Source organism: Vagococcus carniphilus (genome assembly GCF_014397115.1).
In the GTDB taxonomy this organism is placed as follows: domain Bacteria; phylum Bacillota; class Bacilli; order Lactobacillales; family Vagococcaceae; genus Vagococcus; species Vagococcus carniphilus.
Genome location: NZ_CP060720.1, coordinates 2,151,694 through 2,169,345, shown reverse-complemented (window position 1 = coordinate 2,169,345; position 17,652 = coordinate 2,151,694). Strand labels below are relative to the sequence as shown.

At 32.4% G+C, this 17,652-nt stretch carries 18 protein-coding genes; all 18 read left to right on the top strand.

All coding sequences use genetic code 11. The features are described 5' to 3' along the window. Window positions 1–88 precede the first annotated feature (88 nt). The 18 genes from H9L18_RS10675 to purN all read left to right on the top strand — a co-directional run bounded on the left by H9L18_RS10675 (window position 89) and on the right by purN (window position 17,650). A complete protein-coding gene (locus H9L18_RS10675; RefSeq protein WP_126792442.1) occupies window positions 89–1,063 on the top strand; it encodes an alpha/beta hydrolase in 975 nt (324 codons plus the stop codon). Window position 1,064: 1 nt separating this feature from the next. Then, the gene (locus tag H9L18_RS10670) at window positions 1,065–1,427 is read left to right on the top strand and encodes an EamA family transporter (RefSeq protein WP_126792444.1); all 363 of its coding nucleotides are present in this window, start codon (window positions 1,065–1,067) and stop codon (window positions 1,425–1,427) included. After that, entirely contained in the window at window positions 1,420–1,767 is a 348-nt protein-coding gene (locus H9L18_RS10665; RefSeq protein WP_126792446.1) for a DMT family transporter, read from the top strand. The genes H9L18_RS10670 and H9L18_RS10665 overlap by 8 nt, the downstream gene beginning before the upstream one ends. Window positions 1,768–1,884: 117 nt before the next feature. Further along, window positions 1,885–3,288, top strand: coding sequence for a gluconokinase (locus tag H9L18_RS10660; protein ID WP_126792448.1), 1,404 nt, complete (start codon window positions 1,885–1,887; stop codon window positions 3,286–3,288). An 87-nt stretch (window positions 3,289–3,375) separates the two neighbouring features. Further along, the gene (gene purE, locus H9L18_RS10655) at window positions 3,376–3,861 is read left to right on the top strand and encodes a 5-(carboxyamino)imidazole ribonucleotide mutase (RefSeq protein WP_221884887.1); all 486 of its coding nucleotides are present in this window, start codon (window positions 3,376–3,378) and stop codon (window positions 3,859–3,861) included. Continuing rightward, window positions 3,854–4,975: a 5-(carboxyamino)imidazole ribonucleotide synthase gene (gene purK / locus H9L18_RS10650; protein WP_126792452.1), complete on the top strand. Its 1,122-nt coding sequence runs from the start codon at window positions 3,854–3,856 to the stop codon at window positions 4,973–4,975. The genes purE and purK overlap by 8 nt, the downstream gene beginning before the upstream one ends. Window positions 4,976–4,988: 13 nt before the next feature. Then, entirely contained in the window at window positions 4,989–6,281 is a 1,293-nt protein-coding gene (gene purB / locus H9L18_RS10645; protein WP_126792455.1) for an adenylosuccinate lyase, read from the top strand. 238 nt (window positions 6,282–6,519) lie between these two features. Next, complete coding sequence (locus H9L18_RS10640; protein WP_185847430.1) at window positions 6,520–7,530, top strand: 6-bladed beta-propeller; 1,011 nt, start codon at window positions 6,520–6,522, stop codon at window positions 7,528–7,530. 19 nt (window positions 7,531–7,549) lie between these two features. Then, complete coding sequence (locus H9L18_RS10635) at window positions 7,550–8,230, top strand: ABC transporter ATP-binding protein (RefSeq protein ID WP_126792460.1); 681 nt, start codon at window positions 7,550–7,552, stop codon at window positions 8,228–8,230. Then, window positions 8,208–9,326: an ABC transporter permease family protein gene (locus H9L18_RS10630; protein WP_126792462.1), complete on the top strand. Its 1,119-nt coding sequence runs from the start codon at window positions 8,208–8,210 to the stop codon at window positions 9,324–9,326. The genes H9L18_RS10635 and H9L18_RS10630 overlap by 23 nt, the downstream gene beginning before the upstream one ends. Next, complete coding sequence (locus H9L18_RS10625) at window positions 9,327–10,496, top strand: FtsX-like permease family protein (RefSeq protein ID WP_126792464.1); 1,170 nt, start codon at window positions 9,327–9,329, stop codon at window positions 10,494–10,496. Window positions 10,497–10,749: 253 nt separating this feature from the next. Then, a complete protein-coding gene (purC, locus tag H9L18_RS10620) occupies window positions 10,750–11,463 on the top strand; it encodes a phosphoribosylaminoimidazolesuccinocarboxamide synthase (RefSeq protein WP_126792466.1) in 714 nt (237 codons plus the stop codon). Between the two features lie 3 nt (window positions 11,464–11,466). Then, a complete protein-coding gene (purS, locus tag H9L18_RS10615) occupies window positions 11,467–11,718 on the top strand; it encodes a phosphoribosylformylglycinamidine synthase subunit PurS (protein ID WP_126792468.1) in 252 nt (83 codons plus the stop codon). 1 nt (window position 11,719) lies between these two features. Beyond that, window positions 11,720–12,397: a phosphoribosylformylglycinamidine synthase subunit PurQ gene (purQ, locus tag H9L18_RS10610; RefSeq protein ID WP_126792470.1), complete on the top strand. Its 678-nt coding sequence runs from the start codon at window positions 11,720–11,722 to the stop codon at window positions 12,395–12,397. A gap of 2 nt (window positions 12,398–12,399) precedes the next feature. Next, window positions 12,400–14,622: a phosphoribosylformylglycinamidine synthase subunit PurL gene (gene purL, locus H9L18_RS10605; protein ID WP_126792472.1), complete on the top strand. Its 2,223-nt coding sequence runs from the start codon at window positions 12,400–12,402 to the stop codon at window positions 14,620–14,622. After that, window positions 14,607–16,019 (top strand): amidophosphoribosyltransferase, encoded by a 1,413-nt coding sequence (gene purF, locus H9L18_RS10600; protein WP_126792474.1) that lies wholly within the window; start codon window positions 14,607–14,609, stop codon window positions 16,017–16,019. The genes purL and purF overlap by 16 nt, the downstream gene beginning before the upstream one ends. A 12-nt stretch (window positions 16,020–16,031) precedes the next feature. Then, window positions 16,032–17,078: a phosphoribosylformylglycinamidine cyclo-ligase gene (purM, locus tag H9L18_RS10595; protein WP_126792476.1), complete on the top strand. Its 1,047-nt coding sequence runs from the start codon at window positions 16,032–16,034 to the stop codon at window positions 17,076–17,078. After that, window positions 17,075–17,650 carry a phosphoribosylglycinamide formyltransferase gene (gene purN, locus H9L18_RS10590; RefSeq protein WP_126792478.1) on the top strand — a complete coding sequence of 192 codons (576 nt, stop codon included), beginning with the start codon at window positions 17,075–17,077 and terminating at the stop codon, window positions 17,648–17,650. The genes purM and purN overlap by 4 nt, the downstream gene beginning before the upstream one ends. The last annotated feature ends 2 nt before the right edge of the window (window positions 17,651–17,652 follow it).

Here is a 17,652-nt window from a genome sequence, read left to right as displayed (position 1 = left end):
CTTTTTCCAATTATTAAAGCTATTTCCCTTATTTAATGTTAAAATAAATATACTAACTTAAAAAATAAGTCTGATAAGGAATGATGAAATGTTAGGATGGATTATTGTTATTATTTTATTTTTATTAATAGGTGCTTGCGCTTATGCGGGTCATTTTTTTATCAATGCAGCGCTCTTCAAAAATTCTCCATGGTATGTCAACAAAGGCCATAAAATGTTAAATCCAGATAATTTTAATCGGGAAAAAACAGTTTATACAGAGATTGAAGATCGACAAAATGAAGGCGCTCATCACTTTTGGGAAAGAGAAGCAACGAGTGAGGTTCATATGGAGTTTTCAGGTGAAATGCTTTGTGCTAGAGAATTCAAAGTGTTTCCAGAAACAAATAAGTGGGTTCTTGCTGTACATGGCTACCGCTCATCAGGAAAACGAGATATGTCATTTCCAGCCCAACAATTTGCTGAGGCAGGGTATAATGTCTTAGTTCCAGATTTACGTGCTCATGGAAAAAGTACAGGAGAAAAAATTGGGATGGGATGGTTAGAAAAAGAAGATGTAAAAGCATGGATTCAAAAAATACTATCTCATAACGATCAAGCTGAAATCATATTATTTGGAGGTTCAATGGGAGCAGCGACTATTATGATGGCAAGTGGAGATAAGTTACCTAAACAAGTAAAAATGTTAATTGCTGATTGTGGTTATTCATCTGTCTATGATGAATTTAATGATATGTTACGTTCAGCTCTCCATTTACCAGGTTTTCCAATTTTATTTTTTGCTAATTTATTTTGCCAATCAAAAATGGGATTTAGTTTGAAACAAGCTTCTAGTGTGAAACAACTTCAAAAAAATCATTTACCGGCATTATTTATTCATGGGACAAAAGATAAATTTGTTCCTCATGAAGCCATTTATAAAAATATGGAAGCGACTCAAGGAATTAAAGAAAGTTTGCTAATTGAAGAGGCACCTCACTTATCATCGTGGATTTATGATGAAAAGAGATATTTTGAAACAGTTTTCCAATTTATTGAAAACAATTTAGAAAAAGGGGTTTAAAATGGAAACGAAAAAGAATATGAAGCTTGCGATGATTATTATTTTAGTCGCAGCAACAATGAGCAGTTTAGGGCAATTAGCTTGGAAATTTGGGGCAGATGCAACGACGACAAATTTAAAGTATGGCTTATTTATTTTGGGTTTTGTCTTAGCTGGTTTAGGTATGGTTTTCTTAATGATTGCTTTTAGGTTTGGAGAAGTGTCGATTTTACAACCAATGATGAGTATTGGTTTTGCTTTATCAATTGTCTTTGGTTTTTTATTTTTGGATGAACCTATTACAACGACTAAAATTATTGGAACCTTTTTTATTATTGCAGGTTCTGCTCTTTTAGGATATGAAGGAGGCCGTGGTGATGAGTGATTTAGGTATTATTATTTCTATTCTGGCTATCACTACTTTTTCTGGAAGTGCAGGAGCTCTAGCCCTGAAGCAGGGAATGAACGAGTTAGTTGATTTAACATTTGTTAAAGCTATTACAAATAAATGGTTACTCTTAGGAAGTTTTCTCTATATAGTGAGTGCGGCGACTAATATTGTCTTGTTTAAATATCTAGCTTATTCAATTGCCTTTCCGATGACTTCTCTAACTTATGTTTGGACTGTCTTTATTTCTTATTTTACGTTTAAAGAAAAAATTACACCTTTAAAATTAATTTCAATTGGCTTAATTGCTATTGGGGTTATTATCATTAGTCAATAAAAATTGTATAAAGGACTTTGAGATAAGAAGTTATAACTTATCTTAAAGTCCTATTTTTTATTTAGAGAATGTTAGAATAAGTGTTAAAATAGAAACATATTACGTGAGAGATAAAGGATGAGTATGATGTATCGTTTAGCAATAGATGTAGGAACAACTAATATCAAATTTAATATATTCGAAAATTATAAAATAAAAGAATCTTTAGAAATGCGTGTGGATACGTATTATGGTGATTTAGGAAAAGTTTATCAAAGTCCTGAGCGTATTTTACAGCAAATAAAAAGAGGTATTAAAAACTTAACTCAAAAAGGATATGAGATAGAAGAAGTTATTTTTAGCACAGCTATGCATAGTATTATGCCAATTTTTGAAGAACCTCGAGAAGAAGAGTTACTTATTTGGTCAGATAGACAAGCAAAAGATTTTGTCAAAACATTCAAACAAGAGGAGAAGGCGTTAGAGTTTTATAAAAAAACAGGGACACCGATTCATGAGATGTCTCCATTGATGAAAATAGCTCATTTTAAGAACAAGGGATGGTTTTCAGATGTCAAAGAGTGGATTGGATTAAAAGAGTATTTAGTTGAGGCCTTTACGGGTAAAAAAGTAGTTGATTATTCGACAGCTTCTGCAACAGGACTTTTTAATATTCACACAAAAAAATGGGATGAAGAGATTTTAGATTTTGCTGGAATTACTCAAAATCAACTAGCAAAACTTGTTGATACAGATGTTTATTATCCAATTACTAAAAAACAAGCAGAAGCTGTTTTTCTTTCTGAAGAAGTTAAAGTTTATGTAGGTGCAAGTGATGGCTGTTTAGCTAGTTATGCTTGTTATTTAGCTAATGGAACAGTCAATACGTTGACAGTGGGAACTAGTGGCGCTGTCAGAAAATTAACGAAAGAAATTGAATTAGATGACGAAGGCCAAACGTTTTGTTACTACTTAACGAAAGATTATTGGGTTGTAGGTGGAGCTAGCAATAACGGCGGACAAGTGTTGGAATGGGCTAATAAAATGTTCTACTCAGATAAAACAATTTATAAAGAATTAGACCATATTATTAAGGAAGCTCCAATTGGAAGTAATGGTATTCAGTTTTTACCTTACATTACAGGAGAACGAGCTCCTTTATGGGACGGGGATATTGAAGGGAGTTTTTCAGGTTTAACGTTAGCTAATAAGAAAGAAGATCTACTTAGAAGTATCATCGAAGGAGTCTTCTTTAATTTAAGGCTAATTGGAGACTTAGTGTCACTTGAACCAAGAGATGTTTCAGTTAGTGGTGGATTGTTTGAAGAACCGATTTTAACCACTTTAGCTGCCGATATTTTTGGTAAAAACTGTATTCAATCTCATTATTCAGAACCCAACTTTGGTTCTATTTGTTTAATTGAAAAGCCAACCAGCTATATACTGTCAGAACACAAAAGAGTTTTCTTTAACGAAGAAAATCATAAATTGTATAATAAAAGTTATGCTAGATTCGCTAAAACGGTTAAAACCGAACTATAAACAAAAAAATAATATTAAAATTCGTTTATTAATTGAAGTTATATTCTTGACTTGTTAGAATGAAGACAAGAAAGGGGTTCTTTAATTATGAATGAAGTGGCAGTAATTATGGGAAGTATTTCAGATTGGACAACAATGAAAGAAACCTGTCGTATTTTGGATGAATTTCAGATATCTTATGAGAAAAAAATTATTTCAGCACATCGAACACCAGACTTAATGTTCGACTTTTCGGAAAAAGCAAGAGAAAAAGGATTTAAACTTATTATTGCAGGTGCTGGAGGAGCAGCTCACTTACCTGGAATGGTAGCCTCTAAAACGACTTTACCAGTTATCGGTGTTCCAATTGACTCAAAAGCTCTCAACGGAATGGATTCCTTATTATCGATTGTACAGATGCCAGGTGGCATACCTGTAGCTACGACTGCTATTGGAATTCCTGGTGCTAAAAATGCAGCTCTTTTAGCAACTCAAATTCTTTCTGTTACGGATAATTCATTAATAAAGAAACTAAATGTTTATCGAAATAACATGGCTAATCAAGTGCTAGAAAGTGAGGCCAATTTTGACTAAGTTATTATTACCAGGTTCAACGATTGGTATCATTGGTGGTGGTCAATTGGGACAGATGATGGCAATGAGTGCTAAAGAGCTTGGCTTCAAAGTTGGTGTATTAGATCCTACTGAAGATTGTCCAGCCTCCCAAGTAAGTGATTGGTCAATAAAGGCATCATATGATGATGATAAAGCTCTGGAAAAATTAGCTCAACAATCAGATGTGATTACTTATGAATTTGAAAATGTCAATGCGGCTTCTCTAGAAAAAATTCAAGAAATAGTACCGCTACCTCAAGGATTAGAGCTTTTAAAAATGAGTCAAAATAGGAAAAATGAAAAATTATTTTTAAGTCAATTAGGGTTACCAGTTTCTCCTTTTAAAATAGTTAATCATTTGTCAGAAGTAAGCAAAGCTATTGAAGAAATTAATTATCCTGCCGTTTTAAAAACATGTACAGGTGGCTATGATGGTAAAGGACAAGTTGTTCTTAAATCACAAGATGATTTGGAACATATATCTGAATTGTTAGAAAGCGGCGAATGTGTTCTAGAATCATGGGTAAACTTTAAGAAGGAAATATCAGTTATTGTTTCAGGGAGTCAAGAAAATGACTATCAGGTATTTCCTATTGCTGAAAATAAGCATTATAATAACATCTTACAGCTTTCAACTATTCCAGCTGTCATTTCAGAGTCATGTCAAAAAGAAGCTGAAAAATTAACATTAATGATAGCAAGAGAGCTTGCTTTTTGTGGAACAATGACAGTTGAAATGTTTGTTACACCAAGTGATGAGTTAATCATTAATGAAATAGCACCTAGACCCCATAATTCTGGGCACTATTCAATTGAAGCTTGTAATTTAAGCCAGTTCGACACACATATTAGAGGGATTTTATCTTGGCCAATCCCAGAAATTTATTTGCATAAACCAGCAGCTATGCTTAATTTACTAGGTAATGAGATGAAGATTGCTGAGACATTAATCTTTGAAAAACCAGATTGGTATTTTCATTTCTACGGAAAAAAAGAAATAAAAAAAGATAGAAAAATGGGTCATATTACGATATTATCAAATAGTCTTAAAAGTACAATTGAAGAAATCAAGCAAACTAAAATTTGGAAATAGAGAGGATAATACAATGTTAGAACGTTATACACGAGAAGAAATGGGTCATGTTTGGACAGATGAAAATCGTTACCAAGCTTGGTTAGAAGTTGAAATCCTAGCAGATGAAGCTTGGGCTGAAATGGGAGAAATTCCTAAAGAAGATGTTGCCAAAATTCGTGAGAATGCCAGTTTTGATATTGAACGTATTCTAGAAATTGAAGCTGAAACAAGACATGATGTTGTAGCCTTTACGAGAGCTGTTTCAGAAAGTTTAGGAGAAGAGCGTAAGTGGGTTCATTATGGTTTAACAAGTACTGATGTGGTGGATACTGCTTATGGCTATTTATTGAAACAAGCTAATGATATCCTAAGAAAAGATTTGAAAAATTTTACTGAGATTATAGCAGAAAAAGCTAGAGAACATAAATATACGGTTATGATGGGAAGAACTCATGGTGTTCATGCTGAACCAACAACATTTGGTTTAAAATTAGCTTTGTGGTACTCAGAAATGACTCGCCATATTGAACGATTTGAACATGCGGCTAAAATGGTAGAAGCTGGAAAAGTAAGTGGAGCAGTAGGTACATTTGCCAATACTCCTCCTTTTGTTGAAGAATATGTTTGTGAGCATTTAGGCATTAGAGCACAAGACATTTCGACTCAAGTTTTACCAAGAGACTTGCATGCAGAGTATTTGTCTTCTATGGCTTTAATAGCAACAAGTATCGAAAAATTCGCAACAGAAATTCGAGGTCTTCAAAAATCAGAAACAAGAGAAGTAGAAGAATTTTTTGCAAAAGGTCAAAAAGGATCTTCTGCAATGCCTCATAAGAGAAATCCGATTGGGTCAGAAAATATGACAGGGTTAGCTCGTGTCATTCGTGGTCATATGGTAACAGCTTATGAAAATGTCGCTTTATGGCACGAAAGAGATATATCACATTCATCAGCAGAAAGAATTATTATTCCAGATACAACAATTCTTTTAAACTATATGCTAAATCGTTTTGGAAATATTGTAAAAAATCTAACTGTTTTCCCTGAGAATATGAAGAGAAATATGGATGCAACATTTGGTTTGATCTATAGCCAACGTGTTTTATTAAAATTGATTGATAAAGGAATGTCACGAGAAGAAGCGTATGATTTAGTTCAACCTAAAACAGCTTATGCTTGGGACAATCAAGTACAATTCAAACCTTTATTAGAAGCAGATGAAAAGATTACCTCTGTTTTAAATCAAGAAGAAATCGATGACGTATTCGATTATAACTATCATTTAAAAAATGTAGATGTTATTTTTGAAAGAGTTGGTTTATAAGAATTAGATAAAAGAGATGGAACAAGAGTGGCAAGACTCTTGTTCTATTTTTTTTGCTCACAAAAATAGAAAACGTTTACAAAATGTGCTGTTTCAAGATATAATTAATAATAAAGACTTCTTTATCCACTTTAAATATTAAACCTCTTCAATAACATCTTTATCCATACTTACTAGTTAATTTTCTGTAATATTCTCTTTGTTGAATTGTCTCTTTTAGTTAGAAAGGATGATTGTAATGAAAAAGAAAAACATCTTAGCAGTATTAATTTTATTAACTTTTTTTGCAGTCGTTGTGTCTTTTTTAGTTGATAAACCTCAAAAAAAGGTTGAGAAAAAAGAAACGACATTGTCTCTAATAAAACCACGAGATCCTGAGACTGAGAAGTATATTGAAAAAACGATAGACAATAAGGACTATGAATTAAATGTTGTCGATCTTGGCGATAAGGTTAAACGTGGAGAAGGGCTTTTATTTAAAGACGGTAGTCTTTATGTGCTTGATAGTAAAAATAATCAATTGGTTATTTTAGATGAAAATTATGAATTAAAAGAAAAAATTGGGAAAACTGGAAACGCTCCTTTAGAATTTCAACATCCAACAGGTATTACGTCTGATGAAGATGGAAATTTTTACATTTTAGATTCTGGCAATAAGCGTGTTCAAGTATTAGATTCAGAATTGAAATTTGTAAAGGAGATGGCGTTTAAAATAAGAGATTCTAGTCCAGAGGCTATGTTTTATCATATCGCAGTAGATAGTTCTAAAACTATTCATTTAGCAGGAAATACGATTGAATATCCTGGTATCTATACATTGGATAATTCAGGGAAACAAACGTATAAGTTTGATTATTTTGTTGGAAGTGTCTTTAATAAAGATGGAAAAGTTTATGCGATTAATTTTGGGGATGTAACGGGAGAGAACGAAAAAGAACATGATTATGGTTACCAAACTGGTAAAAATTTCTTTATGACGATTGAAAATAATAAACTAAAAATTCTAAGTGAGTTATCTTATGGACTCTATACACATTCATTTTTAGTTACAGAAGATAAGCTTATTTTAGATAGTGGTTTGTTTCAAGCAGTTTCATTTTTTAATCTAAAAGGAAAGTATGAATCTACCTTAAAAAAATATCCTGAAAATAAAAAACAAAGTGATAGTCATATTACTTTAGTTAACGAAAAAATAATTCTTTCTAATAGTCTTGATGGAAAATTAATCGAATATTCTCCCAAAAAGTAGTAAAAGGAGGTAATGACAAATGATTGAACTAAAGCATGTTACTCGAAAATTTACTAATGGAGATATAGAAAATATTGTTTTGAAAGATATTAATTTGACGATTTTAGAAGGTGAATTCGTTTGTATCTTAGGAACTTCTGGCTCTGGAAAAAGCACGTTACTTAATATTATTGGTTTAATTGATAACCCAAGTAGTGGTGATTATTTACTAGAAAATAAAGAAATAACTCAGGAAAATTCTAGTTCATTTGCTTTGATTAGAGGTGAAAAATTTGGTTTTGTCTTTCAATCGTTTCATTTAGCTAATGAACTGACAGTTATAGAAAATGTTGCGATGCCTTTAGGGTATCAGGGTATTTCTAAAAAGAATCGTCTAAAGAGAAGTAGAGATGTTTTAAAAATGGTTGGATTGATCTCTAAAGAAGAACTTTATCCTAATCTTTTATCTGGTGGTGAAAAGCAAAGAGTAGCTATAGCAAGGGCTTTAGTTAATCATCCTAAAATAATTATTGCAGATGAACCAACAGGAAATTTGGATTTAAAAAATACTCAAATAATTATGAAACTTTTTGAAGAACTAAATCAAAAGGGTGTAACAATTATTTTAGTAACGCATGATGAATCACTGGTAAAAAAAGCACATCGAGTCTATCACATAGAAGATGGGGTGATTAAAGATGAAGCCCACTCGCAAAATTAGTTACTTATTCCATATTATTTTGTTGCAGTTAAAAGCACACAAACGATTAAATCTTTTATTAGTTTTCTCTCTAGTACTAGGCATGATTATTCCTATCTTTATTTTCGGAAATATGAATCAGTTAAAAAATAGTATTGAACCAATTGATATAAAGAACCCTGAAATAACTTATGTTTTAGATACACAAACAAGTGGTATTCTAAAAAAAAGTGATATTGAAAAAATCATGAGAAAATCTCAAATAGATAGTTATACTTATAGTTTGATGGGGGTTTTTAACATAGCTGAAATCCAAGAAGAGAGTCTAATGGTTTCAGGTAAGGCCAAAAATAGCAATCAATTTTTTAAACCTGTCAAGACAAATGAAAATATAGGTTCAAATCTCGGTAGAAATGAATGCTTTATCGATCAAAAATTAGCGAGTAAAAACCAGTTAGAAGTAGGAGATACAATTAGTATCTTGGGTGATAAGTACCAAATTAAAGAATTAACTAAAATGAAGTATAATCAAGTTTTACTGCCGGCAGATAGCTTTCTTGAAACCTTAGAAAATCATCATGCACAGGCACAACTTTTTCTTTATTTTGAAGCACCTAATTTTAATCAAGAAGAGTTTGAACAACAAATAAAAAAAGTTAATCCTAGGTTAACTTACAGTCTACAAAGTATTTCTGATACCACTAAAACAGCGAAAGCTAGTTTAGAACCGATTTTAAAAGCAGAAGAACTTATCATAGTTGTTTGCTTCATTTTTATCATCATTAACCTACTAAGTATTATGAGTGAGAAAGCAATGTTACAAGCGAAATTTTTAAGTTTATCAAGAGCTTTAGGACTAAGTAAGTGGGGATTTAATTTTATTATTTTTGGTGAATTGTTATTAATTATGCTTGTTGCCTATTTGTCTCTCATGATGATTTATTCTTTGATAGTTTTTTCTGATCTTTTTAAGAGACAGTTATTAGTTACAGCAAAAGAATTTTTATTTACTTTTATAACTCTATCATTAATTGTTTTAATAGGGGGCTTATTTTCAATTATTAAGTTAACTCGGCAACCTATTTATTCAGCTATCAATAAAAAGGAGGTCATTTAGATGTTATATCCTTTTTATAAAATATGGTTAAAATGGCGGGCCAATTTATTACTATATACTTTATTCATTATTCAAGTGTCAGTAGGAGTAGGAATCTTATTTGCTTCAACCAATTATTATTTTTCGTATCAAGACGAATTAAAAAAAGTAGCACATTTAACATCAATCTATGAAAGTAGATTAGAAATCTATAATTTAGATGTAGAGGTAGAGACACTTGATACTAAAAATGCTTTAACAAAAACGGATTTAAATTATTTTGATGAGTTGTTTCATAATGACTTCGACCTTTTCTTTTCAGATATTAATGCTCTAATGACGAATAAAAATAACACACCTGTTATAGGAACAATAGTCTTTACTAACACTGTGGAAAAAGACGCCATTATTCGACCAAAAGATAAAAAAATGTTAGCTGAAGTGTCGAATGACCTCTATCAGATAACAGATAAATTTTTAAGAATTGATGGAAAAAAGGTAAATCTGAAAGCGGCGAATAATGACTCAATTGATTTGTTAGAAGAGATAAATCAGATGGAATCTTATGATACTGCGAATGAAGAAGCTATTCCTAGCTATACAATTTTTGTTCCGATTGATTATTTATCAGATCAAGTAAATTTTTATCCACCTCAAATGAAATTGTATCTAAAAGAAGGAAGTAAGGAAAAAAACTGGCCGCGAAAAAAAGAAAAAATAGTTAATTATTTAAATAAGGAACATCCAGAACATAGTTATTTTTTTTCAAATAACTTGAATCAATTCCAACTTCAAATGTCTATTCCTAAAGAGTACATGCTTTTTTTCGTTGTTTTATCCTTACTACTTTTAGTGATGTTTTTGATTTCTTTTAAAGAAATCATGAAAATTATTATTAATCGTAGAGTAAAAGAAATCGCATTAGCTAATGCTGTTGGGGCAAGTCACAAACAATTGTTGATAGAATTATTCTTTGAAGCCTATTCAATTTGTTTTGTAGGAACCTTAATGGGATTAATGATTGGTGTATTAATAAGTAAAAAAATGACGAGTACTATTTTTGTCAATACAATTCATATAAGTGTCATGTTACTAATGTTGTTACTCACATTATTAATTTGTATTTGGTCAAGCTTAGGATCAATTTTAAAAATATTCAGAAAAACAACATCAGAATTACTAATAGAATAAAATTAATGAGTAAAAAAACCGGATATTTCAATCAATTCAACTGATTGGAATGTTCGGTTTATTTTTTTAGTATTTTATTATTTATTACAAATAAGTTTTAATATATTTAAAACACGAACGATTAATAAAAATTATTTATTAAAGTTAATAAATAGTTTGACTATCTCATGGAGCGTTGTTACACTCAAAGTGAATTAACGAACGTATTTATTTATTTTTTGTTTAACGATAACTAATAGGAGATGAATTAAGATTGAAATCAACTGTTTTATACAAAGGGAAAGCAAAAAACGTACATTCAACAAGTGATGAAAATATACTTCGCTTAGAGTATCTAAATCAGGCAACAGCTTTAAATGGAAAAAAGAAGGATGAAATTGAAGGAAAAGCTCCTCTTAATAATCAAATTACCTCCTTAATTTTTTCAGACTTAAAAAAAAGAGGTATTGAAAATCATTGGCTTGAAATGATTTCAGATACAGAACAATTAGTTGAAAAAGTAACTATTATTCCATTAGAAGTAGTTCTCAGGAATGTTGCTACAGGTAGTTTCACTAAGAGATTAGGAATTGAGGAAGGCACTATTCTTCCAAAGCCAATTATTGAATTTTATTTTAAAGATGATGCTTTAGATGATCCTTTTATTAATGACGATCATATTGCTTTTCTAGCTATTGCAACAGATGAAGAACTAGCTTTTATAAGAAATCAAACGTTAAAAATAAATACTGCTTTAATAGATATTTTTTCTCAACTAGATGTTACCTTAGTTGATTTTAAATTAGAGTTTGGAAAAAACGTTGCGGGAAAAATTATTTTATCTGATGAGATTACACCAGACACTTGTCGATTATGGGATAAACAAACTGGACAGTCTCTAGACAAAGATATTTACCGAAAAGATTTGGGTGAAATTGTTCCAGTATATCAAGAAATATTAACCAGATTAAAAGAAAGAGGAGAGTAAAAAATGTTTAAAGTGAGAGTATTTGTTAGCTATAAGGAATCAGTTTTAAACCCTCAGGCAGAAGTGATTGAGGGAGCTATTCATCGTTTAGGTTATCAGACAATTTCAAATGTAAAAATGGGAAAATATTTTGATTTTGATGTTGAAGCAATCTCTGAGGAAGAAGCAGTAGAAGTAGCTAGTAAAGTTAGTGATCAACTTTTAGCAAATATCAATATGGAAAGTTATCATATCGAATTAATGGAGGCAAAATAAGATGAAATTTGGTGTTCTTGTATTTCCAGGTTCCAATTGTGATATTGATTTATATTCAGCAATTAAAGATATCTTAGGTAAAGAAGCTACTTATGTGTCTCATTTAACAACAGATTTAAGTGGTTTTGATGCCATTTTAATTCCTGGAGGTTTTTCTTATGGGGATTATTTAAGATGTGGTGCTGTTGCTCGTTTTTCTGATGTTATGTCATCAGTAATTAATTTTGCTAAAGAAGGAAAACCTGTTTTTGGTACGTGTAATGGATTTCAAATTTTAACAGAAGCTGGTCTGTTGCCAGGTGTTTTATTAAAAAATGATTCTTTAAAGTTTGTATGCCGTACACAAAAAGTAAAAGTTAACACAACGAAGTCTTTGTTCACATCTTGTTATGAAGAAAATGAGATTTTAGAATTACCGATTGCTCATGGAGAAGGTAATTACTATTGTGATGAACAAACATTAGATGAACTGAAGAAGAATAACCAAATTATTTTTACTTATGAAGACGATAACCCAAATGGGAGCTTAGAAAATATTGCAGGTATTAGTAATAAAGAGGGAAACGTTTTAGGAATGATGCCTCATCCGGAACGGGCGATGGAATCGCTACTTGGAAGTGACTCAGGAAAGAGATTATTTGAATCGATGATTGATTATCTAAGAAAGGTAGCGAATTAAAAATGACTTTGACTAAAGAGATAACACCTGAAGAAATCAAAGATAATAAAATTTATAAAGAGTGGGGACTTACTGAAGAAGAGTATCAATTGATAAGTGAAAAAATTTTAGGACGTTTACCCAACTATACTGAAACAGGGCTATTTTCAGTTATGTGGAGTGAACATTGTTCTTACAAAAATAGTAAACCCGTACTTAGAAAATTTCCGACAACTGGTAAACAAGTGTTACAAGGTCCAGGAGAAGGAGCAGGGATTGTCGATATTGGAGATAATTTAGCCGTTGTATTTAAGGCAGAAAGTCATAATCATCCCTCAGCAGTTGAACCTTATGAAGGAGCGGCAACAGGAGTTGGTGGTATTATTCGAGATATTTTTAGTATGGGAGCAAGACCTATTGCAATGCTTAACTCACTTCGATTTGGTGAACTAGACAATGAGCGAACTAAATATTTAGTAGAACAAGTTGTTGCTGGAATTGGTGGTTATGGTAATTGTATCGGCATACCAACTGTCGGTGGAGAAATTGGATTTGATTCTTGTTACGAAGGAAATCCCTTAGTTAATGCGATGTGTGTCGGCTTAATTGAACATAAAGACATCCAAAAAGGACAAGCAAAAGGTGAAGGAAACAGTATCATGTATGTCGGTGCTAAAACTGGTAGAGATGGAATTCATGGGGCTACGTTTGCTTCTGAGGAATTCGTTGAAGGTGAAGAGCAACAACGTTCAGCGGTTCAAGTGGGCGACCCATTCATGGAAAAACTATTAATGGAAGCTTGTTTAGATTTGATTTTAAATCATTCAGACATATTAGTTGGAATTCAAGACATGGGAGCTGCAGGGCTCGTTTCATCAAGTTCTGAAATGGCTTCAAAGGCGGGCTCGGGTTTAGAATTATATCTTGATGACGTTCCTCAAAGAGAAACCCATATGACACCTTACGAAATGATGTTGTCAGAATCTCAAGAAAGAATGTTACTTTGTATTAAAAAAGGTTCAGAAGATCAAGTTATTCAACTATTTGAGTCATATGGCTTGGAAGCAGTAAACATCGGAAAAGTAACGATGGATAAACATTATCGACTATACCATCAGGGAAAGGAAGTTGCTAATCTCCCAGTGGATGCTCTAGCTGAAGAAGCTCCAGAGTATCAAAAGCCTCAAAAAGAAGCAGAGCGTATGGCAACTTTTAAAAAAATAAATCAGTATCAGCCAAAGATTAATGATGCTGGAGAAATACTACTTCAGTTACTACAGCAACCAACAATAGCCTCTAAGAAATCTGTTTATCAAACATTTGACTCTCAAGTCAGAACAAATACTGTTGTTGGACCTGGAAGTGATGCTGCTGTGTTAAGAGTAAGAGGAACAAATAAAGCTATTGCAATGACAATGGATTGCAATAGCCGTTATCTCTACTTAAATCCAGAAATTGGAGGGCAGTTAGCAGTAGCAGAAGCTGCTAGAAATATTGTCGCAAGTGGAGGTCAACCGTTAGCGATTACAGATTGCTTAAACTACGGTTCTCCAGATAAACCAGAAGGATTTTGGGAATTAAGCACTTCAGCAGACGGAATTGCAAAAGCATGTTGTGTATTGGAAACTCCTGTCATATCAGGAAATGTCTCTTTATACAATGAAACAGATAAAAGTTCTGTCTACCCTACACCTGTCATTGGAATGGTAGGGTTAATAGAAAATTTAACTCATATAACAACTCAGAATTTTAAAACCCCAGGAGATTTAGTTTACATACTAGGTGAAACAAAAGCAGATTTTAATGGGTCTGAAATTCAAAAAATGTTAGCGGGAAATATTGAAGGCATTCTAAATAATTTTGATTTAGAAACAGAAAAAATAAATCAAGAACTTGTTTTAAAAGCTATTCAGCAAGGAATAGTAAAGAGTGCTCATGATTGTTCAGAAGGTGGATTAGCTACGGCTCTTCTAGAATCTTGTTTTGAAAAAGAAGTAGGGCTAGATGGAAAATGGTCAAAAGATATTGCTTTTCTCTTCTCAGAAAGTCCTTCTCGTTTTGTCTTATCAATTGATGAGAAGGATAGAGAGGATTTCGAGTTATTAATGGGAAGCAAAGTAGAATTACTAGGTGAAGTGACTAAAGAGTCAAATGTTAAATTGGTTTGTCAAAATGATGTTTTAAATGTTGATGTTACTTATGCTAGAAGTAAATGGGAGGATGCCATTCCATGTCTTATGAAGTAAAGAGTTTAAATGAAGAGTGTGGTGTTTTTGGCATTTGGGGTCACACAGAGGCTTCCAAAGTGACTTACTTTGGGCTCCATGCTCTGCAGCATAGAGGACAAGAAGGTGCTGGGATTGTGTCGAATGATGAGGGAATTTTGAAAGGTTATCGTAATTTAGGTTTGTTAACAGATGTTTTTTCTTCTTCTGAAACATTAACTAATTTATCTGGTCGAGCGGCTATTGGACACGTGAGATATGCGACAAGTGGCACAGGAGAAGTTAATAATATTCAACCTTTTCTTTTTAAATTTTTCGATGGGGATTTTGCATTAGCACATAATGGCAATTTAATTAATGCTAAGACACTTCGTCATGAGGTTGAATCAGAAGGAGGCATATTTCACTCAAATTCTGATACAGAGATTTTAATGCATTTAATTAGAAGAAGTGAAAAAGAAACCTTTAAAGAGAAATTAAAAGAGGCTTTGACTCAAGTAAAAGGTGGTTTTGCTTATCTTTTGCTGACAGCTGACGGAATGTATGCAGCCCTTGATCCAAATGCATTTCGACCTTTAGCGATTGGTCAAATGAAAAGTGGTGCTTACGTCGTTGCTAGTGAAACCTGTGCCCTTGATACAGTAGGAGCACATTTTTTAAGAGACGTGTTACCAGGAGAATTGATTGTTATTAATGATGACGGTATGAAGATAGAGACGTATACAGAAGAAACTCAGTATTCAATTTGTGCAATGGAATATATTTATTTTGCAAGACCAGATTCAAATATCAAAGGAGTTAACGTTCACTCTGCTAGAAAAAATATGGGCAAAAAACTTGCTGAAGAACATCCAGTAGTTGCTGATATGGTAATTGGTGTCCCTAATTCTTCTCTTTCAGCTGCTAGTGGCTTTGCCGAAGAAAGTGGCATTCCATATGAAATGGGATTAGTTAAAAATCAATATGTTGCAAGAACTTTTATTCAACCGACTCAAGAGTTGAGAGAAGAAGGGGTTCGGATGAAACTTTCAGCTGTTAGAGGTGTTGTAAAGGATAAGCGAATTATTCTAGTGGATGATTCAATTGTTAGAGGGACAACTTGCAGGCGGATTGTCAAACTATTAAAGGATGCTGGCGCTAAAGAAGTTCATGTTCGTATTTCAGCTCCTCCCCTAAAATATCCCTGTTTTTATGGTATTGATATTCAAACCAAAAAGGAGTTAATTGCAGCAACTCTTAGTAATGAAGAAATTAGAGAACAAATTGAGGCAACTTCTTTGGAGTTTTTAAGCGAAGAAGGGTTAATTCAATCAATTGGTTTAAATTTAGATGCCCCTTATTCAGGGCTTTGTATGGCCTATTTTAATGGTGATTATCCAACGGAGCTTTATGATTATCAACAAAATTTATCTAATTAAAGGAGCTTAATCATGAAAAATGCTTATCAAAAAGCAGGAGTGGACGTAACTTCTGGTTATGAAGTGGTTGAACGAATAAAAAAACATGCTAAGCAAACAGAACGAAAAGGAGTTATGGGAAGTTTAGGAGGATTTGGCGGAGCTTTTGATATTAGTCAATTCAATCTTAAAGAACCAGTCCTTGTTTCAGGAACGGATGGTGTCGGTACCAAATTAATGCTTGCCATTGAAGCTGATAAACATGACACAATTGGGATTGATTGTGTGGCAATGTGTGTGAATGATATTTTAGCGCAAGGAGCAGAACCTCTATATTTTTTAGATTATCTTGCAACAGGAAAAACAAATCCAGAAAAAATTGAATCAATTGTCTCTGGAATAGCTGAAGGTTGCTTTAAATCAAATATGGCTTTAATTGGTGGAGAAACAGCAGAAATGCCTGATATGTATGCTAATGAAGATTATGATTTGGCAGGTTTCTCTGTGGGGATAGTAGAAAAACAGGAACTACTTACGCCAGAGAAAATTCATGAAGGTGATATTCTAATTGGTTTAGCTTCCAGTGGTATTCATTCAAATGGTTTTTCCTTAGTTAGAAAAATATTTTTTAAAGACCATTCTTTTCAATTAGAAGATAAGCTAGAGGTATTAGAAGGAGACTGTCTAGGAGATGTATTGTTAACACCTACTCGAATTTATGTGAAACCTGTATTACCTCTGATAAAAAAAGGATTAATCAATGGTATTTCTCATGTTACAGGAGGAGGATTTATTGAAAATCTACCTAGAATGTTACCAGAAGATTTAGCAGTTGAGATAAGTAAAGGAACTTGGGAAATTCCAGTTATTTTTAATTTAATGAAAGAGTATGGGCAACTAAAAGAAGCAGAAATGTATGAGATTTTTAATATGGGAATTGGTATGGTTTTAGCTGTTGATAAAGAAAATGTTGATGAAGTTATGTTGTCTTTAAAAGAATCTGGAGAAAAGGCATATCAAATTGGTCAAGTGGTGACTAAAGAAAAAGAAACCATTCTATTCATTGAGGAAAGCAAATGAGGTTTGCTGTTTTTGCATCAGGAAATGGCTCAAACTTTGAAGCTATTTTAAAAGCTGTTAAAAGAAATGAAATCTCTGCTGAGCTTGTCTGTTTATTTTCTGATAAATCGACTTCTTATGCAGTTCAAAGGGCAAAAGATAATGGCGTACCTTATTTCATTCTGGAGAAAGAAAGTAAACAAACAAAAGAAGAGTATGAAACTAAACTTGTTTATTTAATGAAAAAGGAAAAAGTTGACTGTGTTGTTTTAGCAGGCTATATGAGAATATTAGGAAAAACTTTTTTAACGGCCTATCCCAATAGAGTTATTAATATTCATCCGTCTTTATTACCAAATTTTCCTGGAAAATATGGAATAAAAGATGCTTTTGACAGAGGAGTAAAGAAAACAGGAATTACGATTCATCAAGTGGATGACGGGATTGATACAGGGCCTATTATCTTTCAAAAAGAAATTGAAACAAAAGATTTTAAAACACTAGAAGAATTAGAAGAAAAAATTCATGAATTAGAACATAAGTATTACCCAATAGTTATCGAAGAGTTTGTAAGGGAGCTAATGACAGAATGACA